Origin of the sequence: Halomarinibacterium sedimenti (genome assembly GCF_019312585.1) — a bacterium.
GTDB classification, from domain to species: domain Bacteria; phylum Bacteroidota; class Bacteroidia; order Flavobacteriales; family Flavobacteriaceae; genus Halomarinibacterium; species Halomarinibacterium sedimenti.
In genome coordinates, this window is the sequence record NZ_JAHWDP010000001.1 from 574,998 (window position 1) to 601,791 (window position 26,794).

Annotated in this window: 32 protein-coding genes; 9 read left to right on the forward strand and 23 right to left on the reverse strand. The window is 35.5% G+C overall.

The genetic code is table 11. The annotated features are described in order from the left end of the window. Positions 1 to 58 precede the first annotated feature (58 nt). From aat to KXJ69_RS02810, 4 genes are all read right to left on the reverse strand, one after another. The gene (gene aat, locus KXJ69_RS02795; protein ID WP_219051044.1) at positions 59 to 700 is read right to left on the reverse strand and encodes a leucyl/phenylalanyl-tRNA--protein transferase; all 642 of its coding nucleotides are present in this window, start codon (positions 698 to 700) and stop codon (positions 59 to 61) included. A gap of 186 nt (positions 701 to 886) precedes the next feature. Beyond that, positions 887 to 2,263 carry a short-chain fatty acid transporter gene (locus KXJ69_RS02800; RefSeq protein WP_219051046.1) on the reverse strand — a complete coding sequence of 459 codons (1,377 nt, stop codon included), beginning with the start codon at positions 2,261 to 2,263 and terminating at the stop codon, positions 887 to 889. A gap of 45 nt (positions 2,264 to 2,308) precedes the next feature. Further along, positions 2,309 to 2,683 (reverse strand): DUF3127 domain-containing protein, encoded by a 375-nt coding sequence (locus KXJ69_RS02805; RefSeq protein WP_219051048.1) that lies wholly within the window; start codon positions 2,681 to 2,683, stop codon positions 2,309 to 2,311. A gap of 25 nt (positions 2,684 to 2,708) precedes the next feature. Next, a complete protein-coding gene (locus tag KXJ69_RS02810) occupies positions 2,709 to 3,533 on the reverse strand; it encodes a flavin reductase family protein (RefSeq protein ID WP_219051050.1) in 825 nt (274 codons plus the stop codon). Positions 3,534 to 3,650: 117 nt separating this feature from the next. Here KXJ69_RS02810 and KXJ69_RS02815 point away from each other — a divergent pair, with 117 nt between their 5' ends. Together KXJ69_RS02815 and KXJ69_RS02820 are read left to right on the forward strand one after the other, a co-directional pair. Continuing rightward, positions 3,651 to 4,805, forward strand: coding sequence for a sensor histidine kinase (locus KXJ69_RS02815; RefSeq protein ID WP_219051053.1), 1,155 nt, complete (start codon positions 3,651 to 3,653; stop codon positions 4,803 to 4,805). Continuing rightward, on the forward strand, positions 4,806 to 5,147 hold the full coding sequence (locus tag KXJ69_RS02820; protein ID WP_219051055.1) for a hypothetical protein: 342 nt from the start codon (positions 4,806 to 4,808) through the stop codon (positions 5,145 to 5,147). On the opposite strand, the gene KXJ69_RS02825 is transcribed toward KXJ69_RS02820, so the two are convergent. Continuing rightward, positions 5,144 to 5,533, reverse strand: coding sequence for an HIT family protein (locus KXJ69_RS02825; RefSeq protein WP_219051056.1), 390 nt, complete (start codon positions 5,531 to 5,533; stop codon positions 5,144 to 5,146). The genes KXJ69_RS02820 and KXJ69_RS02825 overlap by 4 nt on opposite strands. Next, entirely contained in the window at positions 5,533 to 6,009 is a 477-nt protein-coding gene (gene greA, locus KXJ69_RS02830) for a transcription elongation factor GreA (protein WP_219051057.1), read from the reverse strand. Before greA ends, KXJ69_RS02825 begins: the two co-directional genes overlap by 1 nt. A gap of 160 nt (positions 6,010 to 6,169) precedes the next feature. Here greA and KXJ69_RS02835 point away from each other — a divergent pair, with 160 nt between their 5' ends. Further along, the gene (locus KXJ69_RS02835; RefSeq protein WP_219051059.1) at positions 6,170 to 6,607 is read left to right on the forward strand and encodes a hypothetical protein; all 438 of its coding nucleotides are present in this window, start codon (positions 6,170 to 6,172) and stop codon (positions 6,605 to 6,607) included. On the opposite strand, the gene KXJ69_RS02840 is transcribed toward KXJ69_RS02835, so the two are convergent. From KXJ69_RS02840 to KXJ69_RS02875, 8 genes are all read right to left on the reverse strand, one after another. Then, positions 6,604 to 8,817, reverse strand: a complete 2,214-nt coding sequence (locus tag KXJ69_RS02840) for a TonB-dependent receptor (RefSeq protein ID WP_219051060.1) — start codon at positions 8,815 to 8,817, stop codon at positions 6,604 to 6,606. The two genes, KXJ69_RS02835 and KXJ69_RS02840, sit on opposite strands and share 4 nt — an antisense overlap. A gap of 233 nt (positions 8,818 to 9,050) precedes the next feature. Then, positions 9,051 to 9,455 carry an alternative ribosome rescue aminoacyl-tRNA hydrolase ArfB gene (gene arfB / locus KXJ69_RS02845; protein ID WP_219051062.1) on the reverse strand — a complete coding sequence of 135 codons (405 nt, stop codon included), beginning with the start codon at positions 9,453 to 9,455 and terminating at the stop codon, positions 9,051 to 9,053. Next, the gene (locus KXJ69_RS02850) at positions 9,455 to 10,981 is read right to left on the reverse strand and encodes a DUF4301 family protein (protein ID WP_219051064.1); all 1,527 of its coding nucleotides are present in this window, start codon (positions 10,979 to 10,981) and stop codon (positions 9,455 to 9,457) included. The genes arfB and KXJ69_RS02850 overlap by 1 nt, the downstream gene beginning before the upstream one ends. A gap of 165 nt (positions 10,982 to 11,146) precedes the next feature. Further along, on the reverse strand, positions 11,147 to 11,710 hold the full coding sequence (locus KXJ69_RS02855; RefSeq protein WP_219051066.1) for an AAA family ATPase: 564 nt from the start codon (positions 11,708 to 11,710) through the stop codon (positions 11,147 to 11,149). Next, positions 11,671 to 12,303, reverse strand: a complete 633-nt coding sequence (pnuC, locus tag KXJ69_RS02860) for a nicotinamide riboside transporter PnuC (protein WP_219051069.1) — start codon at positions 12,301 to 12,303, stop codon at positions 11,671 to 11,673. The genes KXJ69_RS02855 and pnuC overlap by 40 nt, the downstream gene beginning before the upstream one ends. Next, on the reverse strand, positions 12,287 to 12,547 hold the full coding sequence (locus KXJ69_RS02865) for a thiamine-binding protein (RefSeq protein WP_219051070.1): 261 nt from the start codon (positions 12,545 to 12,547) through the stop codon (positions 12,287 to 12,289). The genes pnuC and KXJ69_RS02865 overlap by 17 nt, the downstream gene beginning before the upstream one ends. Before the next feature lie 4 nt (positions 12,548 to 12,551). Continuing rightward, positions 12,552 to 13,247: a geranylgeranylglyceryl/heptaprenylglyceryl phosphate synthase gene (locus KXJ69_RS02870; protein WP_219051072.1), complete on the reverse strand. Its 696-nt coding sequence runs from the start codon at positions 13,245 to 13,247 to the stop codon at positions 12,552 to 12,554. Then, complete coding sequence (locus KXJ69_RS02875; RefSeq protein WP_219051075.1) at positions 13,248 to 13,886, reverse strand: 4'-phosphopantetheinyl transferase family protein; 639 nt, start codon at positions 13,884 to 13,886, stop codon at positions 13,248 to 13,250. It lies immediately after the preceding gene. Positions 13,887 to 13,958: 72 nt separating this feature from the next. Between KXJ69_RS02875 and ahcY the strand changes: the two genes are divergently transcribed. Continuing rightward, positions 13,959 to 15,269: an adenosylhomocysteinase gene (gene ahcY, locus KXJ69_RS02880; protein WP_219051076.1), complete on the forward strand. Its 1,311-nt coding sequence runs from the start codon at positions 13,959 to 13,961 to the stop codon at positions 15,267 to 15,269. A 120-nt stretch (positions 15,270 to 15,389) separates the two neighbouring features. Here ahcY and rpmA read toward each other — a convergent pair whose 3' ends face one another. The 4 genes from rpmA to KXJ69_RS02900 form a co-directional block, all read right to left on the reverse strand. Continuing rightward, entirely contained in the window at positions 15,390 to 15,653 is a 264-nt protein-coding gene (rpmA, locus tag KXJ69_RS02885; RefSeq protein WP_219051078.1) for a 50S ribosomal protein L27, read from the reverse strand. A 37-nt stretch (positions 15,654 to 15,690) separates the two neighbouring features. Continuing rightward, positions 15,691 to 16,401 carry a 50S ribosomal protein L21 gene (gene rplU, locus KXJ69_RS02890; protein WP_219051080.1) on the reverse strand — a complete coding sequence of 237 codons (711 nt, stop codon included), beginning with the start codon at positions 16,399 to 16,401 and terminating at the stop codon, positions 15,691 to 15,693. Between the two features lie 120 nt (positions 16,402 to 16,521). Further along, the gene (locus KXJ69_RS02895; protein WP_219051082.1) at positions 16,522 to 16,962 is read right to left on the reverse strand and encodes a DUF4199 domain-containing protein; all 441 of its coding nucleotides are present in this window, start codon (positions 16,960 to 16,962) and stop codon (positions 16,522 to 16,524) included. 63 nt (positions 16,963 to 17,025) lie between these two features. Beyond that, positions 17,026 to 17,898 carry a DMT family transporter gene (locus KXJ69_RS02900; RefSeq protein WP_219051084.1) on the reverse strand — a complete coding sequence of 291 codons (873 nt, stop codon included), beginning with the start codon at positions 17,896 to 17,898 and terminating at the stop codon, positions 17,026 to 17,028. A 66-nt stretch (positions 17,899 to 17,964) separates the two neighbouring features. Here KXJ69_RS02900 and KXJ69_RS02905 point away from each other — a divergent pair, with 66 nt between their 5' ends. Beyond that, the gene (locus KXJ69_RS02905) at positions 17,965 to 18,477 is read left to right on the forward strand and encodes a heavy-metal-associated domain-containing protein (protein ID WP_219051086.1); all 513 of its coding nucleotides are present in this window, start codon (positions 17,965 to 17,967) and stop codon (positions 18,475 to 18,477) included. Positions 18,478 to 18,519: 42 nt separating this feature from the next. Here the strand turns inward: KXJ69_RS02905 and gldD are convergent, their stop codons facing one another. Genes gldD through mutY form a run of 4 tightly spaced genes read right to left on the reverse strand, consistent with a single transcriptional unit; the run spans position 18,520 to position 21,987 of the window. Beyond that, positions 18,520 to 19,077 carry a gliding motility lipoprotein GldD gene (gene gldD, locus KXJ69_RS02910; RefSeq protein ID WP_219051088.1) on the reverse strand — a complete coding sequence of 186 codons (558 nt, stop codon included), beginning with the start codon at positions 19,075 to 19,077 and terminating at the stop codon, positions 18,520 to 18,522. Next, positions 19,070 to 20,377: a gliding motility-associated protein GldE gene (locus KXJ69_RS02915; RefSeq protein WP_219051090.1), complete on the reverse strand. Its 1,308-nt coding sequence runs from the start codon at positions 20,375 to 20,377 to the stop codon at positions 19,070 to 19,072. The genes gldD and KXJ69_RS02915 overlap by 8 nt, the downstream gene beginning before the upstream one ends. Positions 20,378 to 20,398: 21 nt before the next feature. Further along, positions 20,399 to 20,863: a single-stranded DNA-binding protein gene (locus KXJ69_RS02920; protein ID WP_219051092.1), complete on the reverse strand. Its 465-nt coding sequence runs from the start codon at positions 20,861 to 20,863 to the stop codon at positions 20,399 to 20,401. Positions 20,864 to 20,919: 56 nt separating this feature from the next. Continuing rightward, complete coding sequence (mutY, locus tag KXJ69_RS02925) at positions 20,920 to 21,987, reverse strand: A/G-specific adenine glycosylase (protein ID WP_219051094.1); 1,068 nt, start codon at positions 21,985 to 21,987, stop codon at positions 20,920 to 20,922. Between the two features lie 138 nt (positions 21,988 to 22,125). Between mutY and KXJ69_RS02930 the strand changes: the two genes are divergently transcribed. From KXJ69_RS02930 to KXJ69_RS02945, 4 genes are all read left to right on the forward strand, one after another. Beyond that, positions 22,126 to 22,416, forward strand: a complete 291-nt coding sequence (locus KXJ69_RS02930) for an HU family DNA-binding protein (RefSeq protein ID WP_219051096.1) — start codon at positions 22,126 to 22,128, stop codon at positions 22,414 to 22,416. 322 nt (positions 22,417 to 22,738) lie between these two features. Beyond that, on the forward strand, positions 22,739 to 24,286 hold the full coding sequence (locus KXJ69_RS02935) for an Rne/Rng family ribonuclease (RefSeq protein WP_219051098.1): 1,548 nt from the start codon (positions 22,739 to 22,741) through the stop codon (positions 24,284 to 24,286). A 59-nt stretch (positions 24,287 to 24,345) separates the two neighbouring features. Further along, complete coding sequence (locus KXJ69_RS02940; protein WP_219051100.1) at positions 24,346 to 24,822, forward strand: regulatory protein RecX; 477 nt, start codon at positions 24,346 to 24,348, stop codon at positions 24,820 to 24,822. 5 nt (positions 24,823 to 24,827) lie between these two features. Continuing rightward, positions 24,828 to 25,931 (forward strand): T9SS type A sorting domain-containing protein, encoded by a 1,104-nt coding sequence (locus KXJ69_RS02945; RefSeq protein ID WP_219051102.1) that lies wholly within the window; start codon positions 24,828 to 24,830, stop codon positions 25,929 to 25,931. Here the strand turns inward: KXJ69_RS02945 and KXJ69_RS02950 are convergent. Next, positions 25,928 to 26,791, reverse strand: a complete 864-nt coding sequence (locus tag KXJ69_RS02950; protein WP_219051104.1) for a cupin-like domain-containing protein — start codon at positions 26,789 to 26,791, stop codon at positions 25,928 to 25,930. The two genes, KXJ69_RS02945 and KXJ69_RS02950, sit on opposite strands and share 4 nt — an antisense overlap. Positions 26,792 to 26,794 lie beyond the last annotated feature (3 nt).

Sequence of the window (26,794 nt, forward strand, 5' to 3'; positions counted from 1 at the left end):
AATCGAGATTAGGTTACGAATATAGTGAAAATGACATTTTTATTAAGGTATTTAACCCTTAAAAACCGAGTGCCTTTAAAAATTCATTCCTTGGAATTTCTTCGGCACCCAAGCTGTACAAGTGATTTGTATATACTTGACAATCAATTAATTTATAGTTTCTTTCTTTTAATTTTTCAATCAAAATGTAAAAGCCTACTTTGGAAGCATTGCTTTCTTTACTAAACATGCTTTCTCCACAAAACACTTTTTTTTCTGGCAAGTCAATTCCGTATAGTCCCCCAACAAGCTTTCCCTCCTTCCATACTTCCACCGATTTTGCAAATCCCTTTTCGTGTAGTTCTTGATAGGCCGAAATCATTTCGGACGTAATCCAAGTGCCTCGTTGTCCTTTTCTTTTTACGGAAGCACATTGCTTTATCACTTCTGAAAAATTTTGATTGAAGGTAACCTGAAAGATATTGGCGTCAAGGACTTTTTTTAGACTTTTTGATACTTTAAACCGCTCTGGAAATAAAACCATTCTTGGATCGGGACTCCACCATAAAATAGGTTGATCATCTTCAAACCAAGGAAAAATTCCAGAACGATAGGCCAACAATAATCTGTCTGAAGATAAATCTCCGCCTATGGCCAATAGTCCTTCCTTTGAAGCCTCTGTTACAGAGGGAAACCATAGCTGCGATGAAAGGTAAATCATTGTTTTTCAGACTAGAAATTTGTTAAATACTATTTTTCTGTTTTTAATCTTATACTTTTTGCCGACATTTAAATGTTTTTTTGAAACCAACTAAACTATTTGTTCGACTTTGTTGATTTTGAATTTTCAAAAAAGCACCTAACCCAAAACTAACCTCGTTTATTAGCCATAAGCGAGGTTTTTCCTTTAAAACAATAGCAAGCCTCCTATAAAAATAATAGCTCCTAGTACCATTACCATTAAGGTATAGGGTAAAATTTCATTCGCTTTTAACTTAGTAATCCCTAAAAGTGGCAATGCCCAAAAGGGCTGTAGCATATTGGTAAGTTGGTCTCCATACGCCAAGGCCATAATAGCCTTTGGCAAGGGCACTCCTAATTGTAAAGCAGATTCTACCACAATAGGTCCTTGTACGGCCCACTGCCCTCCACCACTGGGTACAAAAATATTGACCAGTCCCGCGCTAAAAAAGGTGAAAATAGGAAGGGTTGTTTCGTTGGAAATAGACACAAAAAAGTTTGCGATTTCTACCACCATCCCACTATCTCGCATAATACCCATAATCCCAAAATACAATGGAAATTGAATTAAAATCCCCGAAGCTCCTTTTATTGCCTCTTCTACAGCACTTAAAAAGTTTGTAAAATTAACGTGAAGAATTAATGCTAAACCTAACATAAAAAAGTTAAGCATATTGGGTGTAATGATCCATTGCGAAAGCTCTTGAAAATATTGATAGAAAAATGCGATTAGAATTAAAACCCCAAAGCCAATTCCAAAAAATTTGGAGTGGTCTATTTTCTCAGCACCTTTAGTATCATCCGTCACCGAGATTGGATTTTTATAAATGGGAAGATTAATTTTTGTGGTAGGTGCTTTGCGTGCTATAAAACGTAAAAAAAGCGGTACTGTGATTAAAATAATTCCAAAAATTATCAAATTGGAGGTGCTAAAAACGGTATCGCTATAGGGAATAAGGTCTGGGATTTGAGCACTTAGTTTTGTATCTCCAATACCCGTCATAAAACTAGCTAAATGACCACTTTCGCTTACTTTGGTAGGTGCCGACCCACTAATACCGCCATGCCAAATCATAAACCCCGCATAAGCTGAGGCTCCCACCAACGGATAATTAATAGAGAAGCCCTTTGATTGAGCGGCTTCGGCAACTTTACGAGCTAAAATAGCACCAAAAATTAATCCTAATCCCCAATTAAAAAAACACACCAACATGGTGCTTACACTTACTAAAACCACTGCATTTTGGGTATTAGTCACAAAGGATGTAAGTCTATTGATAAGAGCATTCATCGGGTTGCTTAGCACCAAAATATGCCCTAAGACCAGAATAAGCATCATTTGGTAGGCAAATACCAATAAGGATTGATTCCAGATACCGTTTTCCCAATAGGAAAGTAAAGCTAAAAAATGATTTTGATTTTGAGGCCCCTCTGTAAAAAGCAGTGCCATAACCAAAGTAATCCCCGTTAAAATAATGGCAATAGCAAAGGGAGAGGGTAAAAATCGCTTAAATAAAATTTCGATGGATTGGGTAATATTCATCTTTAAAAATAAAAAAATCCCGCGTTGTGCGGGATTAATCTTTCATTAAAAGGGAAGATCATCGTGATCCTCTTCGTTAAAATCGGATATAGGCTCAAAAGCATCTTCGGCGGGCATAGGTGGCATATTTCCCGTAGGAGCATTATCTAGATTTTCTATGCGCCATCCTTGTATAGAGTTAAAGTACTTAGTTTCGCCTTGAGGATTCACCCATTCACGACCTCGTAAATTAATACTCACTTTTACCGTTTGCCCTATTTGATAGTTGTTTAATAAATCCGTTTTGTCTTGTACAAACTCAATCATAATATGTTGCGGATACTGTTCTTCTGTGGTAACCACAAGCTCTCTTTTTCTAAAGCCATTACTTCCAAAAGTTTGTGTTTCTCCTATTAACTTAATTTTTCCTTGTACTTCCATTTCTCTTTTTAAAATTTAAATCTACTTAATTTATTAGTTCATTCCAGGCCGCCGAGAGATTTCCCTCTGTAAGCAACCTTTGTGCATTTTTGTGTTTTTCTTCTGAAAAAGAAGCCTTTTGTGCTCCTTGAGGTAGTGCTTCAACATTGGCCAACATCCCCAAATCGTTACCTGTTAAAATGGTGCTATTTCTAATGGCTTCAGGTAAAGCATCTACGCCAATTCCCATCGTTTGAAGCGGTTTGGGCACTTCAAAAATCCCTTCTTTGGCACGTGAATACCAATTTCCACCCATTCGGGCCACCGTATCAATTTTAAAGGGGTCTATTTTTCCTTCGGCATCGAGAATCGTTTCATTTATGTGTACTTTTACTACTTCGGCAATAATTAAATTTCCAGCTCCGCCTTCTTCCCCCAACGCAATTACATCCTTTACTTTACATTCAAATTGCACAGGAGCTTCCGCCACTCTGGGTGGCTTCACCAGTTCTGAAGGAATTTCAGTAAACCCTGCTTTTATAAATTCGTTTACTCCTTTGGGATATTCGGTAGAAGAAAGGCTCATTTGTTGCACCATCGCATAGCTCACAATATTAATGACCACTTCTTTGGTTTCCAAAACATTTTCTAAGGTATGCTTTACGGTATTATCACGCACTCTGCGGGCTGGAGAAAACACCATTATAGGGGGTTTTGCACTAAAAACATTAAAAAAGCTATAGGGAGATAAATTTACATTCCCATGTACATCTATAGTACTTGCAAAGCAAATGGGACGAGGTGAAACAGCACCCAATAAATACCCATGCAATTGTGCCGTTGAAATATCTTTTGGAGAAATACTTAGCATAGCCACAAATGTATTGTAAACTGTAAAGTCTTAAAAATTTAAGTGTACAATAATATTAACATAAATCCATTATATTTAAACCTGCCTAATAGAAATAAGGCTCACAAAAACTTCTATATGCCCAATAAAATTGCGCTCACTCGTTGGTTCTTTCTTTTAACCTCTGTGGTTATTATTAGTTTAATTTTATGGAATACCTATCAATTTTTTACGCAACTTAAAGAGAATGAGCGCAATAAAATGACTATTTGGGCAGCTGCGTTTCAGGAATTTCAAGAAGTTGAAATCACCAACAAAGATTGGAATAGTAAGCTAATATTAAGTGTGTTGCAAAGTAATACGACCACGCCCATGATTTTGCACACACATAAAGAAGATAAATACGATGTCAATAATTTAGATTCTTTACTTATTAAAGACCCTGAAAGGCGAGATAGGCTAATTGAGCAGTTTAAGAGTGAATATATGCCCATTGAAATTATGTATAAGGACACTGTGTTGCAAACTATTTACTATGGCAATTCTCCTATTATCAATAAAATTAAATATTATCCAGCGGCGCTTATTGTTATCATTTTGTTGTTCTTTTTAGCTATTTACTTTTTTTATCAAACTTCGAAGTCTGCCGAACAAAACAAACTCTGGGCGGGAATGGCAAAAGAAACAGCCCACCAAATTGGGACTCCTTTATCCTCCTTAACAGGTTGGACCGAAATTTTAAAAGAAGAAAAAGTAAATCCCGAATATATCACCGAAATAGACAAAGATATTTCTCGTCTAAAAACCATCACCGAACGGTTTTCAAAAATTGGTTCTATTCCAAAACTCGAAAATGTTGATTTGGTGTTTGAAACACAACAAAGCTTCGATTATTTAAAGAGTAGAAGCTCAAAACTTATTAAATTCGAGATTAAAATCCCAAAAGAACCCATTTATGTAGACCTTAATCCCCAACTCTATGGTTGGACCATTGAAAATTTATTCAAAAATAGTATTGATGCCATGAGGGGGCAAGGGAAAATAACCTTGGAAATAATTCAAGAACCTAAAAAAGCCTTGATACGAATATCAGATTCAGGTAAAGGAATTCCAAAAAGGGATTTTAAAAAAATATTTAATCCTGGCTATACCACCAAAAAGCGTGGATGGGGATTGGGACTTTCGCTTGCAAAAAGAATTATTCAAGACTATCACAAAGGGAAAATTTACGTGCTAAAAAGTGTAAAAAATGAAGGAACTACCTTCGAAATCTCGTTACCCAAATCTTCATAAATGATTACAAAAAAACACTTATTACATACGGCAAAAATCAATAATAATTGTCCTGAATGTTTTTCTACCGAAGGCTTAGAATTTTCTTTTTCGCAAGAAGAAAGAGAAAATAAATTGTATAGTAAAGCAAGCAGTGATATTGAAGAAGTCCTTTTTTGCCATAACTGCCAGCACACTATCTACCCAGTAAATTGGACTGAAGATATAGAGCGGGTATATGAATACCACAAAAAATTAGCCACTCCCAAAAACACTTCCTTTAAGCTAAAGCCTTTGGCAATTATCATCATCGTTTCAGATATAATCGCTATTGGAGCTTTGGTCTACTTCTTTAGTAGTTAAAGATTCGTCTGGATTTTTACAGCGAGTTCATTCATAGCTTCAGCATCCATTGCTACTTTATGCTGAAACGTCATATCACGCATTTCATTAATAGGAATTAAATGCACGTGCACATGCGGTACTTCGAGCCCTACAACAGACATTCCTATTCGTTTACAATCAACCGATTTTTCTAAAGCTTTGGCAACTTTGTAGGAGAATTTCATCAAGGCTTGATAATGGATTTCTTCCATATCAAAAATCTTATTAATCTCTTTTTTAGGAACGCAAAGTGAATGTCCTTTGGCATTAGGGTTAATATCCAAAAAAGCAATAAAATCCTTATCCTCTGCCACTTTGTAACAAGGAATTTCTCCATTGATTATTTTGGTGAATATAGACGCCACTAGCTTCGGCTTATTTCTAACACTTCAAATTTCATAGTACCGTTTGGCACTTGTATTTCGGCAATTTCTCCTACTTTTTTTCCTAACAATCCTTTGCCTATAGGGGAGTCTACAGATATTTTACCTGTTTTAAGATCGGCTTCACTTTGAGCTACCAATTTATAGGTCATTTCCATCCCGTTGGTTTGGTTCTTTATCTTCACGGTAGAATGCACCAGTACTTTGGACGTATCTAATTGAGATTCATCAATTAGTCGAGCATTAGCTACTACTTCTTCAAGTTTTGCAATACGCATTTCTAGCATTCCTTGTGCTTCTTTTGCTGCGTCATATTCGGCATTTTCACTCAAATCTCCTTTGTCTCTTGCTTCAGCGATAGCCTGCGATGCTTTAGGTCGCTCAACATCTTTTAATTGATTGAGTTCCTCTCTCAGTTTTTTTAATCCCTCTGCGGTGTAATAAGATACTTTACTCATAACTTCATCGTTTTAGTCATAGTCATTACCACATCTTTTTAAATTATCAATCTAGTGTGGGAATGAAAAAATCCCATGCACGACGGGATTTCTTTACAAATATACTAAAAAATTGCTTGCTTGATAATTGTTGTATTTTTGTGGGCACAAAAAAATTACTATGAATAAATTGGTTCTATTCCTTCTTATTGGCATTTTTATCCTAGGGTGCAACAAAAAAAATGATGATCCTGTTAACGATAATAATCCTTTTTTAACGCCTCCCATTGTTAACATCAACCTTAATTTAAACCTTCCGCAGTACAATCCGCTTCGATTTCCTGGCAATTCTATAATCCTTACACAACAAGGAATTAAAGGAATTGTGGTCTATAACGTAAACAATGATTTATACACTGCTTTCGATTTAACCGACCCTAATCATATCCCTAGTGCTTGCTCCAAAATGACTTTGGAAGGAATTGTGGCATCATGTACTTGTGGAGATGATAATTCTTATGACATAGTAACAGGGCAAAGCCAAAGCGATCAAGAAGACTATCCTATGCTTCAATATCGTATTAACCGCTCTGGCGATAATATTACCGTTACCAATTAAAAATTTAAGGTTACTCCCGCCATAAAATTTATTCCCGATTGTGGATAATAACCTGCACCTTCAATAGTGGTTATAGTTCCAGGGTTGCTGAAATCATCATCATAGGTATAGAAATATCCATTGGAAACATATTCGGTATTAAAGATATTATTTACCAATCCTGAAAGAACTATGGAATCCAAAAAAGACACATTCTTAAGTGTATAGTTTACACTGAAGTCATTTAAAAAATAAGCGTCCAATATTGAAGCTTCACTATCAATATTTCCCATATACTGTTCCCCAACATATTTTGAAAGTAAAGCAATCTGGAAATTTTCGGAGGGCCTAAATTCCAATATGTTTCCTGCAATCAGTGTAGGGGAAAAAGAAATATTTGTATTTCCTAAGTTTATGAGTTCCCCGTCCTTTGAAGTAATAAAATCGACATTTTTATTCGTGCTTACAGCAATATTTGGTCTTACACTCCACTTATTTGAGATAGCCACTGTAGCATCCACTTCCAATCCCAATCGATAACTTTTACCGCTTGTAGCACGAATTGGCGCCCCTACATCGTCTAAGGCTCCAGTAAGTACCAATTGGTCTTTGTAATCCATAAAGTAAACATTACTGTTCAATTGAATTTTTTCTGAAAGAAAACGCCAACCCAGTTCATAATCATCCAACTTTTCGGCGGTAAAAACTCCTTGCTCAAAATCACTTCTTCGTGGCTCTCGATGGGCTCTTCCGTAGGATGCATAAAAACTATTGGAAGTATCTAGTTGAAAACTCACCCCTGCTTTTGGATTAAAGAAGTTATAGGTTCTTTTTTCGTTCAACGGAATAACATCCGATGTAAGTCCAGAAGCTCGATAACTCACAAACCTACCTTGAAAATCTGCAAAGAAACTCCATTCATTGTTTACCTTATACGTAGCCTTTACAAATGATGTGAATTCATTTTTATCCCCATTTCCGTTGTAATATCGATCGCCCAAATCACTATCTCCAGCAAATCGAGCCCAAATCACTTCTCCAAAATGGTCACCTCCATAATAACTGTAAAACAATCCTCCTAAAATATCCAAGTGGTTGTTTTTATAGTTTACATCTGCATTGACAGCATAAAAATTATTATTGAGCCAGCGGCGTCTTATTAAATCGGAGGTTTCAATAGTTTCCCCGCCAATTTCAACGGGATCAATCCCATAAAAACTAAGGTTTGCATTTCCAGAAAAATTTACGTTTTGCTCGTACCATTCGTCTATATATTCTTCAAAATATCCCCTTCCGTGAGTATAGTTAAGAGAAATGTTTGCACTCCAAAGGTTATTAAATTTATAACTCGCCAAAACTTGAAAATGATCTTGTGAGTAATCGTCCACCTGATTGTTATAGAAGCCTTCAAAATTTCCTTCGCTATCAAACTGTATTCCAGCTAAATTATAGGTTCGGTCATTTTCTAAGGTTGTTGCATCCACCCCATACCAAGATTGATAGGTTATTTCTTTTCCGCCAAAAGTGAGTGCTTTTATTTGAGTGTTTTTTGTTTTATACACCCCTTGAAGAAAATAGGATTTTAAATCGGATGTCGCTCTATCCACATACCCATCTGAGGTGATCTTAGAAAGTCTTCCTGAAAATTCGAAATTATCCTTTAACAATCCCGTACTAAATTTAGCCGTGTGTTTCCACGTTTCAAAAGAACCATAACTATTGGAAACTTGTGCCGAAGCTTCTTCAGAAACGGCATCACTTAAAATATTAATACTTGCTCCAAAAGCGCCTGAACCATTGGAGGATGTCCCAACCCCACGTTGTAATTGTAGGCTTTCTACTGAAGAAGCAAAATCGGGTAAGTTTACCCAAAAAGTTCCTTGGCTTTCGGCATCGTTATAGGGTATTCCATTAATGGTAATACTTACTCGGCTAGCATCGCTACCCCGCACCCGGATGCCTGTATACCCAACTCCTGCACCCGCATCACTGGTGGTGACAACGGCAGGGAGGTAATTTAATAAAATGGGCAAATCTTGTCCTAGGTTTCGTTCTTCAATTTCCTCTTTACTTACATTGGAATGTGTGACCGGTGAAGTTGCTTCCACCCTTACTGCTTTTAGTAATACTTCGTCAAGAGTTTCAACTTTTGTTGTGTCGTTAAATTGAGTTGTTTGCGAAAATGCTTGTATTCCAAAAAGAAGACAAGCAGAAATAAATAACTTTTTCATTCGTAAATTGTTTACGAATAAAAGGGGTCATTATTCTTGGTTAATAATTGATTTTTGCGTTTTTGGAACCAACTCTCCAGCCCGCCAGCCTTGCACCCCGCTAAAAATATCCACAGGATATTTTTTTACGCTCGGCTTCCTAAACAGCATTACCTGTTCTAGGTTCAATGGGTATAATCTCAGCCAATATTGCTATTAGCACCCCTTTTGAGATGTGGGGCAAAGATACAGAATTAGTCAATTTTAGGTGGCTTTCGAGAAGCTTTTTTTAAGGCTTGTTCTTTTTTTGCCTTGATGCGTTTCTCGATAGCTGATTTGGAGGGCTTTGACTTTTTTCGAACTTTGTTAACCTTCAAATTTTGCTGAAGTAATTCTAGCAATCGGTCAATGACCAACTTTTTGTTTCGGTGTTGACTTCGAGTTTCATCACATTGCAGAAGTATTATTCCTTCGTAAGTTAGTTTTGATGCAAGTCTTTTTTGAAGTAATTCCTTTTCCGTTTCTGTTAATCCTTCCGAAGTGGGAAGAGAAAAGGAAACCTCGACTTTTGAAGCGGTTTTATTTACATGTTGCCCACCAGGACCACTACTTCGTACCGCTTTAAACGTAAGTTCCGAAAGTATCTGCTCTGTATTCATTAGGCATTGGGACGATGTTCCTTTTTAAGCAAATCGTTTACCGTTTTTACAGGATTAAACGTTATTTGAGGCACTTCAATAAAAATGGTGTTCCACTTTGCCATTGAACCATTCCATAGTCCTGGTAATTCTAATGCTTTAAGCGGTTTTCCATTTTCATATTTTTTGGAAATAAAGCCTGTATCTGGGTCTGTGAATTGTTGTAAATCGAACTTATTTCCCTCGTAATCACGTAAACCACAAACGATATCTACAGGGTTAAAATGTGTTGCTTCTTGCAGAATTGATTTTTGGTGAGCATCTTCCAAATTTATTTGGGATGTTTCCACTATTTGAAGCGAGGTATTTCCATTATCATCTTTTACCCAAAATGGGCCGCCACCAGGGGCTCCCGTATTCTTTACTACTCCACACACACGTAGCGGTTTGTTGAGCACTTCGATTAAATCTGACTTTCCACTTGGAATATCTTTAATGTTAAGTTCATTCCAAATAAAAGAGTGCATTTCTTTCATTTTTTGAAGCGAAACCTCTCCTTCTAATTCCTGAAGATATTCGAATATTTTGCTTTGAACTTTTAATAGCTTTCCTGCCAAAACCTTCTTGTACGTTGCAATTTCTGGCACATATTCTTGCGCAGCCACATTATCAATATTTTTTATAAAGACTAAATCGGCATCAATATCATTTAGATTTTCCAGCAACGCGCCATGTCCTGAAGGACGAAAAACCAGATTACCTTTATTATCTCTAAAAGGATTGTTGTCAAAAGTGACAGCTATGGTATTGGTTTCTTTTTTCTGAAAGGAATAGGTAATATGAAATGTCTTCTTGGTTTTACGGCTGACTCTATTTTTAATATTTTCAAATTCTTGTTTAAAAGAATCGAGGTCTTTTTCGGAAAAGGTAAAATGTAAATGGACATCATCCCCCACAGCAACATAAAATGCGGCTTCGTATAATTGTTCTTCGAAAGCAGTAGTGGTGTATTTTTTATATTTATGAAAGGGGATCAAGCCCTTAGGGAGATTTGCAAAATTAAGTCCTTCTTCGCTTAACATGGTTTTTGCAAAAATATGAAGTCGCACTCCTTTTGTAGATTTTTTATAGTCCGGGTGTAGCTCTCGAATTTTGCTTCGCACCAATTTTAAAAAAGCAAAATCATTGATTCTTTCAAAAAATAACTTTACCTGACTATGTTCATTCCTACCAATAAAATCTCGATACTCTTCCTTTTGCGGGTCAAATTCTTTAATAAACTCATGCAAAAATTTAAACATTCTGGTGGCTGCTCCAGAGGCAGGAACAAACTTTACAATTTCCTTTTTGTCTTTTTTGGAATCAAAGTATGCTTCGTATTTTTTTTCTTCCGACTCAAGTAATGATTGAATTCCGTTATTTATTGAAGCAGTAGTTACGATATCTACAAAGGGAATCCCTCTCAAAAAAGTTTCAATCTGCTTTACGATTTGATTAGTAGTAAGGCCATTATCATCAATCTGTCGTAAATCCTTTTCGGTGAGCATATTAGTTTTTTTCTATTTATCCAATACTTTCTTTGTTGATTTTATTCAATCTTTAATACTACTAGAAAGTAAGGAGAAGTGCGGGTTGTTTTTAAAATCTGTCTCAAACATACAAAATAGTGCTGACCTATTTGAGATACATTTTATAAAAAGTAGCTCCTATTTTTACTTCAGCATTAACAAATTAATTTGTTTTACAGCCTCTTCCATTCGTTCTTTTTTACTGCCCTTTAAAACGACAAACGGTTTGTTATATTTTTCCAAAGCTTTTTTAAAAGAATTAAACATTTCAATTCTTTCATTTGGTCTATCTCTTAAATCATCTGCCTCCCATGGAATATCTATGTAGGTTAAGAAATACAAGTCGTACGAGTTTTCTATTGCATATTTTTCAATGAGAGGATCACAAGTGCCAGAGTAATATTCTTCCGAATATACTTTTGTTTCCAATAAATCTGTATCACAAATTAAAACAGAGTCGGTTTTTTGGGCTAATTTATTTTCAAGAGCTATTTGTCCTTTGGCTATAGGAAGTAAGTCCTTGGGTTCACATGTTTTACGCTCATTATTCCATTTGTTTTGTAAATATTCTCTGGCGTATTCGGGAACCCAAATTGTATTATAATGTCTTGCTAATTGTTGCGCCAAAGTCGTTTTTCCTGTTGACTCTGGACCAAAGAGCACTACTTTTAAGCAGTTTGAGGGTTGTTGTCTAAGTGCTTTTTCCATGCGAGATATCCTTGAATGGCGAGAATGGTAAAAATTAGGTATTGCAAAGATAACATTCCCAATCCACGATAGGCGTAAAGTGGAACGGTAATAATATCTGCAAAAATCCAAAGGGTCCAATTTTCTAACTTTTTTGTGGCCATATACCACATGGCAGTAAAGAAAATCCCCGAGGTAAATATGTCTATATAATTGGCCATTTCAATTTCATATTCAAATGCTTTATAGACCAAATAGGTTACAAGCATTGTCAAAAGAAAAAGTCCAAAACCAATTAATTTTTCTCTATTTGATGTTCTTGAAATAGGAACAGCTACTTTATTATTCTTTTTTCGCGACCAATTCCACCATCCATAAACACTCATAACCGAATAGTAGAAATTCATCATCATATCGCCAAAATATTCAGCTTTATACAACAAATAAACCGTTATGACGGTGGCAATCAAACCTGAGGGGTACACTAAGATATTTTCCTTTTTGGCAAACCAAACACTGGCGATTCCAAAAACAAAAACGAATGCTTCAAGTATAATATCTACCGTTGAAGCATTTTTATATGCATCTAGAAAAAAATCAAAAATGGGGCTCATAGTCGCTTCGATCGCTTTTTACAATTTTCATGTATAAAAGTCCTCTTTCAATGGCTTCTAAAGCCATTTTCATTTCCTTATTAAGCACTTTCATTACCTCATCATATTCTCCATACACTTGAGTGCTTAAAGGGTTCTCCAAAACCGTAAGTCCACTATTTCTTAAGGATTTTATAAAGTTGATAATTGCCGGTTCATAATCGTCCTGCAAGGGTGTTAATGTAAGTTCTACAGATATTTTCATGGTATTATTTTTCAAAGGCGGTACCCATGACAATCATGGTGGCTCCTGCCTTATAAGCATTATTAATTTGTTCTTCTGTCTTAATTCCGCCTCCTACAATAAGTGGAACGTTCAATTCTTTTTTTACCGCTGAAATAATTTCTGCCGAAACAGGGATTTTTGCTCCACTTCCGGCTTCAAGGTAAATTAGTTTTGCTCCCATCAATTCACCAGCCTTTGCCGTATCGACTATTGCCTGAACATTATTTTGAACCATGGGATTGGTATGAGTGACTTGAGAAACTGCTGATACATTTTGACCATCAATTAAAATATAGCCAGTGGGAATCACCTCCAATGCACTCCCACGTAATTTTGAAACAGCTTTTATTTGTTGTTCAATTAAATATTCTGGATTTCTCCCTGAAAGTAAACTTAAAAACAAAAGTCCGTTGGCCACAACAGTAATTTGCGAAACATCTCCCGGGAAAAGCAAAATGGGCTTTGCTGTATACAGTTTTAATTCTTTAATGAGATGCTCTGTCATCCCTTCAGGAACAGTACTTCCCCCTACAAAAAGATGAGTCGTTGCCACAGGTAAATTTCTCAAAAAGGAAGCTGAATTTTCTAAGTCAAATTTTTCGGGATCAATTAGAATGGCAAGCAACTTTTTCTTTTGGGAAACGGCTTCGGTAAAAGATGTATATAGATTCGTAGTCATTTATTCTTTTTCAGAAATTAATGCATACGCCCCTGTAAACCCTTCAAACTCTTCAAACCAAACATAGTAATCTTCATTTTTACCTTTATATGATACATTGGCAGTAGTTTTCATCGATTCCATATCAAAATCTTCTACGTATATATTTTGTAAAAAACTTACCCCTGCTTCTGCAAAGCTTTTATATAAACTCTCTTTGGCACCCCAAACCATGGTGAGTTTTCTAATTAAAGCATCCTCATTTGCAAGTGTTCTATATTCTTCAAGGGGCGTAAATTTTTGAGCAATTTTTAAAATTTTAGGACGCTGCATTTCGATATCTATTCCCACTTCTTGATTACTCACAATTATCGCTGAAAAGGTGTACGAATGTGTTATCGAAATCTTTTTCCCATCTCTTAAATGCGGTTTCCCAAGTTCGTCGTAATACAAATCAAAATCGGTATATCCCATTTCCGCCAACAAGTGGCGCACGCTCATAAATCCTCTTTGGTGCAAATCACTTTTCATTCCGTCGACTCTTTCTCGACAATGTGGCGTTAGTGAAATTCCTTCAGAGAGATCCTTATAAGACTCTATAATCTTCCAAATGAGGACTTTTGTGGTGGGATTAACTGTTATAGTTTTGTAAAGAGGCATGTAATTTGAAGGATAATTTGTAATTTTGCCATCTGAAAAATTCAGAAAAATTTAATAATCAAATATACTAATATGTCTACGAAAACCGCCACCTATGTGCCGTATAAAGTAAAAGATATTTCCTTAGCAGACTGGGGAAGAAAAGAAATTGAGTTGGCCGAAGCCGAAATGCCAGGTCTTATGTCACTTCGTGAGGAGTACAAAGACTCACAGCCTCTCAAAGGAGCAAGAATTGCTGGATGTTTACACATGACTATCCAAACAGCCGTACTTATTGAAACTTTACAAGCCCTTGGTGCCGAAGTAACTTGGAGCTCTTGTAACATCTTCTCTACCCAAGATCAAGCTGCAGCTGCTATTGCTGCCGCAGGTATTCCTGTTTATGCTTGGAAAGGAATGAACGAAGAAGAATTTGACTGGTGTATTGAGCAAACTTTATTCTTTGGGGAAGACCGTAAGCCACTAAATATGATTTTGGACGATGGTGGTGATTTAACAAATATGGTTCTAGACAGATACCCAGAATTAGTTTCTGGAATTAATGGTCTTTCTGAAGAAACCACCACAGGGGTGCATCGTTTATACGAGCGTATGGAGAATGGAACACTTCCTATGCCTGCGATTAATGTGAACGATAGTGTGACCAAATCTAAATTCGACAATAAATACGGTTGCAAAGAAAGTGCTGTGGATGCAGTGCGTCGTGCTACCGATATTATGCTAGCTGGAAAACGCGTTGTTGTTTGTGGTTATGGTGATGTAGGGAAAGGAACAGCGGCTTCATTTAAAGGAGCAGGTTCTATTGTTACTGTAACTGAAATCGATCCTATTTGTGCATTACAAGCTGCAATGGATGGTTTTGAGGTGAAAAAATTAGAAACCGTCATTGCAAATGCGGACATAGTAATTACAACTACGGGAAATAAAGACATCGTTCGTGGCGAGCATTTTGAAGCTATGAAAGACAAAACTATTGTTTGTAACATCGGACACTTCGATAATGAAATTGACGTAGCTTGGTTAAAGAAAAACTACACAAAAATTGAAATTAAGCCACAGGTAGATAAATATACTGCCAACGGAAAGGATATTATTTTACTTGCGGAAGGTCGCTTGGTAAACTTAGGTTGTGCTACAGGCCACCCTAGTTTTGTGATGAGTAACTCATTTACCAACCAAACCTTGGCGCAAATTGAACTTTGGAACAACAGCAATGCTTACGAAAACAAAGTATATATGTTGCCTAAGCACCTTGATGAAAAAGTAGCCAAATTACATCTTGAAAAAATTGGTGTGGAGTTGACGGAGCTTCGCCCAGATCAAGCAAAATACATTGGTGTTAAGGTAGAAGGGCCTTACAAGCCAGAATATTACAGGTACTAATAAAAACTTTTCAGAGAAATTGAAAACCCCTGCAGTGATGTGGGGGTTTTATTTTGAAACAACTTAATCAAAAAACCCTGCCAGTTGGCAGGGTTTTTTTATGTCTTACAAAGGTAGTTCTTAAGCTTCTCCTTGAGGAACTATAGAAACATACGATTTGTTATCTCTCTTTTTGGTAAATTTTACCAACCCGTCAACTTTGGCGTGAAGTGTATGGTCTTTTCCCATATACACATTCTCACCAGGGTGGTGTTGTGTACCACGTTGTCTTATGATGATATTCCCAGCAATGGCAGCTTGTCCACCAAAAATCTTAACACCAAGGCGTTTCGATTCTGATTCTCTACCGTTCTTAGAACTACCAACTCCTTTTTTGTGAGCCATTTTCTTTCGGTTTTATATTGTTATACTTAAGTGTGGCTTATTTAGCAACCCCACCGTCTAATTTATCTTGTAATTCTTTAAGCTCGTCCCACTTACCATCTGCAGCTAATTTAGCTTGTTGTGGCCAAGTATCTGGAACATGACTACCACGTACATCTGAAATAATTTCAGCAATTTTAGCAGGTTTCGCTTTTGCCAAATCTGCATAGGTAGCAATACCTGCAGCAGTTAAAGTTTCAGCAATTTTTGGTCCAATCCCTTCAATCTTTTTAAGATCGTCTGCTTTACCAGTAGTTTTTTTAGGAGCAGCCTTTTTTGCAGGTGCTTCTTTAGCTTTTGGAGCAGTAGCCTGTGCTTCTACTTTAGGTTCAGCTTTTTTAGGTTCTTCTTTTTTAGGGGCAGCTTTCTTTGCAGGAGCTGCTTTTTTAGTAGCTCCAGAAGCTACGATGCTTTCAATAACAATTTCAGAAAGGTATTGTCTGTGCCCATTTTTTACACGGTAACCTTTTCTTCTTTTCTTTTTGAAAACAATCACCTTGTCTCCTTTAAGGTGTTTTAAGACTTTAGCTTCAACTTGAGCTCCGTCTATAGCTGGGGCGCCAACAGTTACTTTGTCTCCGTCACCAATAAGAAGTACATTGTCAAATTCGACTTTTTTACCTTCTTCTGTGGCCAAACGGTTTACAAAGACTTTTTGGTCTTTTGCAACTTTAAATTGCTGCCCTGCTATCTCTACAATTGCGTACATAGCGTAAACGTTTATGATTAAATTATTTATAATTACACTCCACCCTACGGATAAAGCGGGTGCAAATATAATTTTTTAAATTGAATTGAACAAAGGGTTTTTACAAATAAAACCCAATGATTATGAAGGCTTTTGATTCCAAGAATCTTTTAGCAACTGCATAAACGCCAAAGTAAGTACAAAAGTAGTGGAAAATCCCATAATTACTAGAGAAACAATTAGGATAAGCGCTCCTTTATTAAAGTTTAAATTCCAAGAGTCTAAAACAGCTTCAGCAAATTGATGATCTAGCATAAAAATATACACGGTCATAAAAATTGAAAAAATAACGGTTGCCAGGCCTCCAGTAAACAAACCAATCTGAAACCCTTCTTGATAACTAAAATCTTTGGTGGTTCTTTTATAGTTGCGAATGGCATAGAAAATTCCCCCTCCAAAAATTAGAGCATTTAATGAACTAAGCATAGGATATTGATGCAAGCCCAATAGTTTTGTTAGTAAAAAATAAAGAATAAGCACTATGGCTATTCCAATACCGTATTTTGTGAAATATTTTCCCATGTCCTTTGTTTTTTAGCACATTTAAATTACGTAAAAAATTACAAAGTACTGTTAATGAAAAGTTTATTTTTTCTCCGCTCTTCTATTTGAAAGGTATACTCCAAACAAAATAATGGCAGCTGCTACTATCTGGAGAATTCCAAATTGCTCCCCATCAAATACCCCCCAAAGCACAGCCACAATGGGCATTGTATAAGTGACGGAAGAAGCAAAAACAGGACTAGAAATCTGAATCATTTTATTAAAAAGAACCTTAGCAATGGCCGTTCCAAAAAGAGATAATATCCCAACATAAATTGCCGAAATTTGCATTTCTCTGGATTGCAAAATGGTTTCGAAAAAGCCTGTGTAAAATAAGACTACTAATGCTGGTAAAAAGATAAAAAGAAAGTTCCCTGTAGTTACCGCCAAAGCACTAATATCTGTAAGATGTTTTTTAATAATATTTACATTTAACGCATACCCAATAGTTGCAATAATAATTAGAGAACTATAGAGGTAATTTTGATTATTATTAAATTCGACTCCTGCCAAAATAAGTAATACTGTACCCGCCAAGCCAATAAAAACACCCACTATTTGCCTTTTTGTACTTAAAATTCTAAACATAAATATCCCAACAATTACCGTTGCTAACGGGGTTAAGCTATTTAAAATTGACGCCACACCACTATCAATATGGTTTTGTGCCATGGCAAACAAAAAGGGGGGGAAAAAGGAACTAACAAACCCAGAAACAGCAATCCAAAACCAATGCTTTTTTTGAATTTGTTTAATACTTTTAAAACCCACCGAAAACAAAAACAAAGACGTTAGCACAATACGTAAAGATCCTAATTGATAGTCCGTTAACCCTACCAATCCTTTTTTTATTAAGATAAAGGAGCTTCCCCAAATGAGTGACAGAATAAAAAGATACACCCATTTATTGTGCATAGCAGAAAATTGAGTTTTTATATCACAAAAGTCTTACATTTGCATCAATTAATGATAAGAAATACTATGAAAACTTTAAACATACTATTCACATTTGCAACACTGTCTTTAGCATTGGTTTCTTGCAAAAATGAAGTAAAAACGGAAACAAACGAAGTTGCCGAGGTGGAAACAACCGAAACCATTGCAGTGAATACTGAAATGCAAGCTACTGCTAAAGCAGAATTTACTATTGAGGGAATGACCTGCGCCATGGGTTGTGCTAAAAGAATTGAAAAAAAATTATCTGAAATGGATGGTGTAAAATCTGCTACAGTTGATTTTGATAAAAAATTGGCTATGGTAGAATTTGAGGAAGGGAAAGTTACCACTACTTCTTTAGAAGAAACTGTAAAAGGTGCTGGTGATATGTATTCTGTTACTGAAATGAAAACTGTTGAATCTTTTACTTCAAGTGAAGGAAAGGATAAAGTTGCTCACGAATGTACAGATAAGTGCCACAAAGAAGGTTGTACCGCGGAAATGAAAGCAGCTTGTAAAAAAGACTGTAAAAAAGCGTGTTGCGCTAAAAAAGCATAAGGAAAACGTTCTATAAAAAAACCGCCTTTTAGGCGGTTTTTTTTATTTCCATTGTACTGTTTCCATAATCCTACGAATATCGTCTCGCAAATAAACCACTGCTGGATAAATAGAGTCGAAATTGGGTTTTGATTTAAAATAAAGTGCCCCAGTGATAAAATGATGAATACTATCGGTCACATAAAACTGAGACTGCGTTGCGGCATCACCGTTAATCATATAAAACATCCCATATACTTTATTAATACTATCTACTCGGGGCTGTTCAAAAATTTCATTGGCTTTAATGGTATGGTCGTACGTGAGTTTTTGAGCATCGGCTAAGAGTGCATCAATATTGTTATCGACCTTTTGATACGTTAAATACATTGTTGCCTTCATATTGGAATACTCAAGATTGACATTACAATTATTTCCTAATACTACATCGGCATTTGCATTCTTCTCAAAAGAATAAGGACAATTCAGTTTTACTACTTTATAGCTGGGAGGAGCGTATTGTAATCTAAGTTTTGCGGCAGGTTTTATCACCACTTCATCACCACAAGAGGCAAATAAAATAATAGAAATAGCAACAAAAAAGGCCCGGAGGCTATACATCTATGGAGAGTTTTATTTGTTTAATTCGTTTATTATCGAAAGACTCTATGGTAAACGAATAGGAATGGAAGTTTAGTATTTCGTCTTTTTTGGGAAACCCATTCGAAATCTCTAAAATAAACCCTGCTAAGGTTTCCGCCTCCCCTTTGGCATCGTCAAAAATTTTAGTGTCTTCTACTTTAATGACCTTATAAAAATCTTTTAGAGAGGTTTTCCCGTCAAAAACAAAGGTTTGATCATCAAGCTTTGAGAATATTAAATCTTCATCATCAAATTCATCGGTTATTTCCCCAACAATTTCTTCAATAATATCTTCCAAAGAGATTAGTCCGCTTGTCCCACCATACTCATCTACCACAATTGCCAAATGCATTTTCATGTCCTTAAACTCATTAAGCAAATCGTCTAGTTTTTTATTTTCAGGAACAAAATAAGGCGCTCTTTTAAGTTTTACCCAGTCGAAGGTTTTTCTATCGAAATATGGAAGTAAATCCTTTACATATAAAATTCCTGTAATATTATCTATGGTTTCTTTATACACTGGAATTCTTGAATATCCGTGCGAAATAATTTCGGGTAAAATAGCTTTATAAGTATCTGCTTCATTTAATGCAAAAATATCCAAGCGAGGCTTCATAACATTTTTAGTATCGGTATTTCCAAAGGTGACAATTCCTTGCAGAATCTTTTGTTCTTCGTGGGTTGTATCCTCTTCCGAAGTTAATTCCAAAGCTTGTGACAATTGGTCTACACTAATATTGGATTTTTGCTTTCCAAATTTATTTTCAATATAAATCGTAGCAGACCTCATAGGGGTACTTATGGGGGAAAACAAAGTATAAAGCACGTTGAGGGGATATGCCATAAACGAGGCAAAGGAAATCCGATTTCTACTCGCATAGACTTTGGGTAAAATTTCGCCAAAAAGTAGAATAAAGAAGGTAACAACAACTACATCCAAAATAAACTTAATTTCTGGGCTGTTAATTCCTCCGAAAAATAATTCACTTAGCGAGGCAAATAAAAGAACTATCGCAATATTAATGAGATTATTAGCTACAAGAATAGTAGCCAAAAGCTTTTTTGGTTTCCGTAATAATTTTTGAACCAACTGCATCTTTTTTGAAGGTTCATTTCCATTATCTTCATCAAAATCTGAAAGCGTTAAGGAAAAAAAGGCAATTTCTGCTCCAGAAATTAAGGCAGAACAAAAAAGTAAAATAAATACAAAAACTATGCTAGTAACCTCAACAGAGGTAATAAGAGAAAGCACTAATAAACTCGGGGGTTCTATATCCAAAATAGATTCAATTCGTTACTATTAAAATGGCAAATCGTCATCTTCTTCACCAATAGGCTCATGTACATCGTTACTTTGATCGGTTGCTTTTGAACCACTAGAAGTGCTGTTTCCTACCGATTGAGATGGCGGCATGGACCCAGTTTCATTCTTAGGAGTTAAAAAAGTAAAGTCTGTGCATTGTATTTCGGTGCTGTAGCGATCGTTTCCTTGGTCGTCTTGCCACTTTCTAGTTTTAATTCTTCCTTCAATATAAACTTTATCCCCTTTTTTAAGATACTTTTCGCAAATTTCAGCTGCTTTGTTGCGTACCACAATATTATGCCATTCGGTATTCGAAACTTTTTCACCTGTAGTTCTATTGGTGTATGTTTCATTTGTAGCTAAAGGAAATCTTCCTATGCTACCCCCACCTTCAAAATAATTCATTTTAACATCGTCGCCTGTATGCCCTATTAGCATCACTTTATTTAATGTACCGCTCATTTGCTTTGTTTATTTTGTGCAAAGGTAATTTTTGTTTACTAAATATAGGTAAAAATTTATTTTTTGAAGGGCTCAAAGTTTGAAATAAAGTTTTCGATTAACACCGGAACCGGAAACGAATGAATTTCTGAAAAAGCGATTGCTTCATTTGAAAGATCTTCCGTTTCTAAAATCCAAAAAGTAGTAAATAAATGCTTATGAGATAGTTTATGTATAATCTCTTTATCGTTAAAAATTGAAACAGATTGAATGTTTACCTTTTCTGAAAACGCTCTAAATTCTTGGCTGTTTGTTAAAGACTTTTCATTCCATTTCTTATTACTTTCTATCAAAGGAAACTGAAACAAATTCCTCCAAATTCCTTTACCGGTTCTTTGTTCCAGCAAAGTTTCCTCGTCTTTCGAAACACACACCAAATAATTAAAGTATTCTTTTTTAACTTTTGCTTTCTTCAGTTTCACAGGGAGTTGTGAAACCCTATTTTCGTGAAACGCTACACACTTTATATTAAAAATGCAATCGTTACAATTAGGATTTTGAGGCACACAAAAACGAGCCCCAAATTCCATAATGGCTTGATTGAAAGTTCCAGGTTGTGATGTATCGATAAGCGATTGTGCTAGTTTTTTAAATTCTGAAATCCCCTGAGTACTATTTATAGGAGTCTGTATGCCAAAAATCCGACTTAACACTCGATACACATTCCCATCTACAACTGCCGTAGGTTCCTGATAACATATAGAGGCAATGGCACTGGCGGTATAATCTCCCACCCCTTTTAACTTTAATAGTCCTTTGTGGTCTTCAGGGAAAATTCCATCTAATTCATAAGCTACTTGTTTGGCCGTGAAATGAAGATTTCTAGCCCGCGAGTAATAGCCTAATCCTTGCCAAAGTTTTAAAACCTCCCCTTCACTGGCATTGGCTAGATCAAAAACTGTAGGGAAATGGGTTGTAAATTTTTCAAAATAAGGCAAACCTTGTGCGACTCTGGTTTGTTGTAGGATAATTTCAGACAGCCAAATAGTATATGGATCGTCCATTTCCCGCCAAGGTAAATGACGCTTGTTTTGTAAATACCAAGAAATGAGTTGATTACTAAACCAGGTTAGATTTTTCGACATGAATCAAAAATACTCTTTATGTATTTATTTTTAATAGGTTACGATTTGATTATTTGATTTTAAAATCCTTATATTTGCCGTCTTGAAAAATGAACTCAAGTTTACTACTTAATATAATTTTTAAAATAATTAAATAAAATGACGAAAGCAGATATCGTATCAAAAATTTCTGAAAAATTAGGAATGGAAAAAGGAGATGTGCAGGCAACTGTAGAAACCTTTATGAGTGAAGTGAAAACTTCATTAGAAAATGGAGACAATGTATATTTAAGAGGTTTTGGAAGCTTCATTATTAAAACAAGAGCTGAAAAAACAGGTAGAAATATCTCAAAAAACACTACCATTAAAATACCAGCACACAATATCCCTGCGTTTAAGCCAGCCAAAGTTTTTGTTGAAGGCGTTAAAACTAACGTAGAAGTAAAATAAATAATCAACTAGTCCCGTCATAGTGGCGGGACATTTTAAAATAAACGTTACTATGCCAAGCGGTAAAAAAAGAAAAAGACATAAGGTTGCAACGCATAAGCGCAAGAAAAGAAGACGCGCTAACCGCCACAAGAAAAAGTAGTTTAGAACTACTTTTTTCTTTTAACAACAAGTCAATACGTTCTTTGAAAATGAAATGATAAGCATTGTACTTATTCATTTCTACAGGTATTAATTTTTTCAGATATTTTTCTGAAAAACCCTGTGATAAAATATTGTTTAATCCATCCCGATTTTACATCGGGACAAAAATTAATGACACGTGAACTACGAATTATTTGTAAGATCCAGTTCACAACAAGTTGATTTTGCCTTATTAAAAGATGGAAAACTAGTAGAATTACACAAGGAAGAGGAAGACACTAAATTTTCTGTTGGTGACGTGTTTATCGCCAAAGTACGGAAAACAGTTCCTGGTCTTAACGCTGCATTTGTTAATGTGGGGTACGAAAAGGATGCTTTTTTGCATTATCATGACCTTGGACCTAAAGTCCTCTCTCTTTTGAAATTCGTTAAAAGTGTAAGCACAGGTAAATTAAGAGATTTCTCTTTAAAAGAATTCCCATTAGAAAAAGAGATTGATAAAAATGGGGGTATTAACAATGCCCTTAAAAACAATCAATCAATTCTGGTACAAATTGTAAAAGAACCCATTTCCACAAAAGGACCACGTATAAGCTCAGAGCTATCTATAGCAGGACGCTATATTGTTTTGGTTCCTTTTTCTGATCGTGTTTCTATTTCTCAAAAAATAGAATCTAACGAAGAAAAAGAAAGGTTAAAACGCCTAATAAACAGCATAAAACCTAAAGGATTTGGAGTTATTATACGTACTGTAGCAGAGGGTAAAAAAGTAGCAGAACTGGACAAAGATTTACAAAATCTTTACGATCGCTGGACAGCGATGTGTAAAAAGCTACGAGGGGCGCACCACCCTAGCAAGGTGCTAAGTGAACTAAATAAAGGAGCTTCTATTATTCGAGACTTATTTAACGATTCGTTTTCGGCAATACATATAGATGACGAGACCCTTTATTTACAGATAAAAGATTATGTGCAAGAAATTGCACCAAAAAAAGAGAATATTGTGAAGTTTTACGATTCCAAAGTTCCTATTTATGAAAAATTTGGAATTGAACGACAAATTAAAACTTCGTTTGGTAAAACGGTTTCTGGTGCAAAAGGATCCTATTTGGTCATCGAGCACACCGAAGCACTTCACGTTATAGATGTGAATAGTGGTAACCGTAGCAATAAATCCAAAACCCAAGAAGGTACTGCCCTTGAAGTGAATATGCTAGCCGCTAGTGAAGTGGCTAGACAACTTAGACTTCGCGATATGGGAGGTATCATAGTGGTAGATTTTATTGATATGGGTAAAGCAGAACACCGTAAACAGCTTTTTAATCATCTTCGAGATGAAATGAGCGACGACAAAGCGAAACACAAAATTCTCCCACCTAGTAAATTTGGATTAATCCAAATTACAAGACAGCGGGTAAGACCCGAAGTTAATATTAAAACAAGGGAAGAAGACCCTAACAGCATTATAGAAGGCGAAGAAATTGAAGCCCCTATTGGTGTTGTGTCAAAAATTACCGAAGAGCTTAAACGACTTTTCAAAAAAGACTATAAAAAGTTGACATTAAACACACATCCTTTTATAGCAGCCTTTTTAACAAAAGGATTTCCATCTGTGCGAACCAAATGGTTCATGGAGCACAAAAAATGGGTGAAAATTCAACCTAGAGATGCTTACACATACCTCGAATACCATTTTCATGATAAAGATGGTAACGAGATTAAATAACCAAAAACCCTTTCAGAAATGAAGGGGTTTTTTTATACTTTTACTTTTCAACTTTTCTTTTGAATACGTACAAAACATATACTGTTGATGAAGCCAAAGCACGTATGGAACGCTACTGTGCCTACCAAGAGCGTTGCCACAAGGAAGTACACAAAAAGCTGAAAGAATTACGCATGATTCCTGAAGCCATCGACCAAATCGTACATCATTTACTCCAACATAATTACCTTAACGAAACTCGCTTTGCACAAGCCTTTGCAAGAGGGAAGTTTAAACACAAATATTGGGGCAAAAACCGAATTGTTCAGGAATTAAAAATGCGGGAAATAAGTGCCTTTAACATTAAAATTGCCTTAAAAGAAATTCCAGAAAATGAGTATCTTTCTTCCTTTGAAGCTTTGGCAGAAAAAAGACTCAACCAATTAACCTCTGAAAAAAACCTTCAGAAAAAGAAGAAAAAACTAGCCGATTATCTCTTTTACCGAGGCTGGGAGCCTCATTTGGTTTGGGAAAAAGTGAATGAATTAACAAAATAAAATTTATGCAAAAAATTATCATTATTCTATTCTTTATTAGTCCTTTTTGTAAGGCACAAGATGTTTTTACCGATATACTACAAGGTGAGTTTCCAATTTCAATTTCAATGGTAAATAATGATTTATATGTTGGTACCTTTCCTACTACAAATTCCAATGCTAGACTATTTAAGATTGATACTTCAAATCCTTCAACTGCAGTATTAGTTTCAGATTTTGGAAGTGCTTCTTCTGGGGTTTGGAAAATGGCATACTACCCTTCTTTAAACCACTTATATACAGTTGAGTTTTTTAGATTTTTAAAAGTAGATTTAAATCTCACTATCCCTATTACAGGAGAAGAAATAGGCTTTGTCCCAAATGCTACAGCACAAGGAGCAAGTATTTTCAATGATGAACTATATATACCTTCTAGAGAAATTATTTATAAATGGAATATTAAAGGAGGAGGTAATGAATTAAACCCTTTCTTTACTGAATCTGAAAACTCGGAAATAAGAAATCCTGTTTTTTATGGAAATGAATTATACTATTCAAAAAGAGAAGGAAACGAATTTGATATATATAAAATTGATGTAACAGAGCCAAATCCCAAACCCATTCTTGTTTCATTTATGGATGGTATAATTGGAGCTGTACAGTCTTCTTTGGTAGTTCAAAATTATTTATATCTTGGCATTGAGGGTGTTTCAGAAAATAAAATAGTGAGACTTGATTTATCAGAGAATAATCTTCCTTTAGAACCTGAAATTTTAGTATCCGATACTGGTGGTGTTCCTTTGGGATTAACTTATAAAGGCAATACCATTTATTATTCAACTTCTGACGAACAGTATATATGGTCAATTATTGACCCCGATCTTGATTTAGAAAATTATAAAAATCCAAGATTTACTATTTTTCCTAACCCCTCTTCAGATAAATTATTTATTCAAAATAGTAAACTTGATACTTTTGGGTTTTCAATTTTCGATATTCAAGGAAAACGCCTTCAAACAGGAATTTATTCAGAAGAAGGGATTAATATTTCAAACTATGAAAAAGGGATGTATTTTCTTTCAGTAACAAAAGAAAGAAATACAGAAACAATGAAGTTTATAAAGAACTAAGAAATCCCCAATTTAGCGTGGGTTTTTGTTATGGCTTTTTCGTTTTTACGATCAATCCATGCTTGTCCTTTCCAACGGCGCATTAAATTATCGAAATGGCGCATCACAAAAATATTATAAATCGCCTTGCTTAAATTTTTTGGATTTCTTGCAATGGCGCGTAAACTCATAGAAAACCCTGGGGTTATATAGCGCATATAATGCCAATAGCCTTCCGGCATATACAACACCTCGCCATGTTCCAAATTTCCAATAAAACCTTTTGCCTTTTTTAAGGCGGGCCATTTATCGTAATCAGGGTTATTAAAATCGATATCTTCTCGTACAATTAACGAATGTGGGATTTTATACAGATAATCGTTCTGCTTTTGATCAAACAATATTACTTGTTTTTTTCCGTGAAAATGAAAGTGAAATATATTGGCCAAATCAATATCATAATGCATAAAGGTGTAGCTGTTTTCACCTCCAAAAAAAAGCATGGGGAGACCTTTCATTAATTTGAGTCCAAAGTCTGGATAACTAAAGTCCTTTTGAAGCTGAGGCACTTCTTTTAAGATATTCCAAAGAAAAATACGATAGCGCGTAGGCTCCTTTTTAAGCAACGCTACATACTCTTTCATCTTCATCTTTGCATGTGCCTGATTAAAGCCCTCATCGTGACGTACAGGGCGGTCATCGTACAAAGGAACCTCAATATCCCCCGCAACCTCTGCCATATAGTCGAGATTCCACTTTTTTATAGCAGGCCAATCATCAACAAAGCTTTCAATAATTACAGGTCGTTGTGGTTTAAAGTAATTCTTTAGGAATTCTTCCTTTGTAATAGTTGCCACTCTTTCTATTTCCTGTAACTGCATTTT

What these genes read in the sequence shown, in the direction of transcription:
- arfB (WP_219051062.1), bottom strand. Translation starts at nt 9,455, where the DNA reads ATGAATACAGAGCAGATACTTTCGGAACTTACGTTTAAAGCGGTACGA.
- ahcY (WP_219051076.1), top strand. Translation starts at nt 13,959, where the DNA reads ATGTCTACGAAAACCGCCACCTATGTGCCGTATAAAGTAAAAGATATT.
- KXJ69_RS02855 (WP_219051066.1), bottom strand. Translation starts at nt 11,710, where the DNA reads ATGGAAAAAGCACTTAGACAACAACCCTCAAACTGCTTAAAAGTAGTG.
- KXJ69_RS02805 (WP_219051048.1), bottom strand. Translation starts at nt 2,683, where the DNA reads ATGGAAGTACAAGGAAAAATTAAGTTAATAGGAGAAACACAAACTTTT.
- KXJ69_RS02850 (WP_219051064.1), bottom strand. Translation starts at nt 10,981, where the DNA reads ATGCTCACCGAAAAGGATTTACGACAGATTGATGATAATGGCCTTACT.
- gldD (WP_219051088.1), bottom strand. Translation starts at nt 19,077, where the DNA reads ATGTATAGCCTCCGGGCCTTTTTTGTTGCTATTTCTATTATTTTATTT.
- KXJ69_RS02820 (WP_219051055.1), top strand. Translation starts at nt 4,806, where the DNA reads ATGATTACAAAAAAACACTTATTACATACGGCAAAAATCAATAATAAT.
- KXJ69_RS02905 (WP_219051086.1), top strand. Translation starts at nt 17,965, where the DNA reads ATGAAAACTTTAAACATACTATTCACATTTGCAACACTGTCTTTAGCA.
- KXJ69_RS02920 (WP_219051092.1), bottom strand. Translation starts at nt 20,863, where the DNA reads ATGAGCGGTACATTAAATAAAGTGATGCTAATAGGGCATACAGGCGAC.
- KXJ69_RS02800 (WP_219051046.1), bottom strand. Translation starts at nt 2,263, where the DNA reads ATGAATATTACCCAATCCATCGAAATTTTATTTAAGCGATTTTTACCC.
- greA (WP_219051057.1), bottom strand. Translation starts at nt 6,009, where the DNA reads ATGAGTAAAGTATCTTATTACACCGCAGAGGGATTAAAAAAACTGAGA.
- KXJ69_RS02950 (WP_219051104.1), bottom strand. Translation starts at nt 26,791, where the DNA reads ATGCAGTTACAGGAAATAGAAAGAGTGGCAACTATTACAAAGGAAGAA.
- mutY (WP_219051094.1), bottom strand. Translation starts at nt 21,987, where the DNA reads ATGTCGAAAAATCTAACCTGGTTTAGTAATCAACTCATTTCTTGGTAT.
- KXJ69_RS02895 (WP_219051082.1), bottom strand. Translation starts at nt 16,962, where the DNA reads ATGGGAAAATATTTCACAAAATACGGTATTGGAATAGCCATAGTGCTT.
- KXJ69_RS02875 (WP_219051075.1), bottom strand. Translation starts at nt 13,886, where the DNA reads ATGCCTCTTTACAAAACTATAACAGTTAATCCCACCACAAAAGTCCTC.
- KXJ69_RS02900 (WP_219051084.1), bottom strand. Translation starts at nt 17,898, where the DNA reads ATGCACAATAAATGGGTGTATCTTTTTATTCTGTCACTCATTTGGGGA.
- KXJ69_RS02835 (WP_219051059.1), top strand. Translation starts at nt 6,170, where the DNA reads ATGAATAAATTGGTTCTATTCCTTCTTATTGGCATTTTTATCCTAGGG.
- KXJ69_RS02865 (WP_219051070.1), bottom strand. Translation starts at nt 12,547, where the DNA reads ATGAAAATATCTGTAGAACTTACATTAACACCCTTGCAGGACGATTAT.
- KXJ69_RS02930 (WP_219051096.1), top strand. Translation starts at nt 22,126, where the DNA reads ATGACGAAAGCAGATATCGTATCAAAAATTTCTGAAAAATTAGGAATG.
- KXJ69_RS02870 (WP_219051072.1), bottom strand. Translation starts at nt 13,247, where the DNA reads ATGACTACGAATCTATATACATCTTTTACCGAAGCCGTTTCCCAAAAG.
- rplU (WP_219051080.1), bottom strand. Translation starts at nt 16,401, where the DNA reads ATGTACGCAATTGTAGAGATAGCAGGGCAGCAATTTAAAGTTGCAAAA.
- KXJ69_RS02840 (WP_219051060.1), bottom strand. Translation starts at nt 8,817, where the DNA reads ATGAAAAAGTTATTTATTTCTGCTTGTCTTCTTTTTGGAATACAAGCA.
- rpmA (WP_219051078.1), bottom strand. Translation starts at nt 15,653, where the DNA reads ATGGCTCACAAAAAAGGAGTTGGTAGTTCTAAGAACGGTAGAGAATCA.
- aat (WP_219051044.1), bottom strand. Translation starts at nt 700, where the DNA reads ATGATTTACCTTTCATCGCAGCTATGGTTTCCCTCTGTAACAGAGGCT.
- KXJ69_RS02945 (WP_219051102.1), top strand. Translation starts at nt 24,828, where the DNA reads ATGCAAAAAATTATCATTATTCTATTCTTTATTAGTCCTTTTTGTAAG.
- pnuC (WP_219051069.1), bottom strand. Translation starts at nt 12,303, where the DNA reads ATGAGCCCCATTTTTGATTTTTTTCTAGATGCATATAAAAATGCTTCA.
- KXJ69_RS02810 (WP_219051050.1), bottom strand. Translation starts at nt 3,533, where the DNA reads ATGCTAAGTATTTCTCCAAAAGATATTTCAACGGCACAATTGCATGGG.
- KXJ69_RS02815 (WP_219051053.1), top strand. Translation starts at nt 3,651, where the DNA reads ATGCCCAATAAAATTGCGCTCACTCGTTGGTTCTTTCTTTTAACCTCT.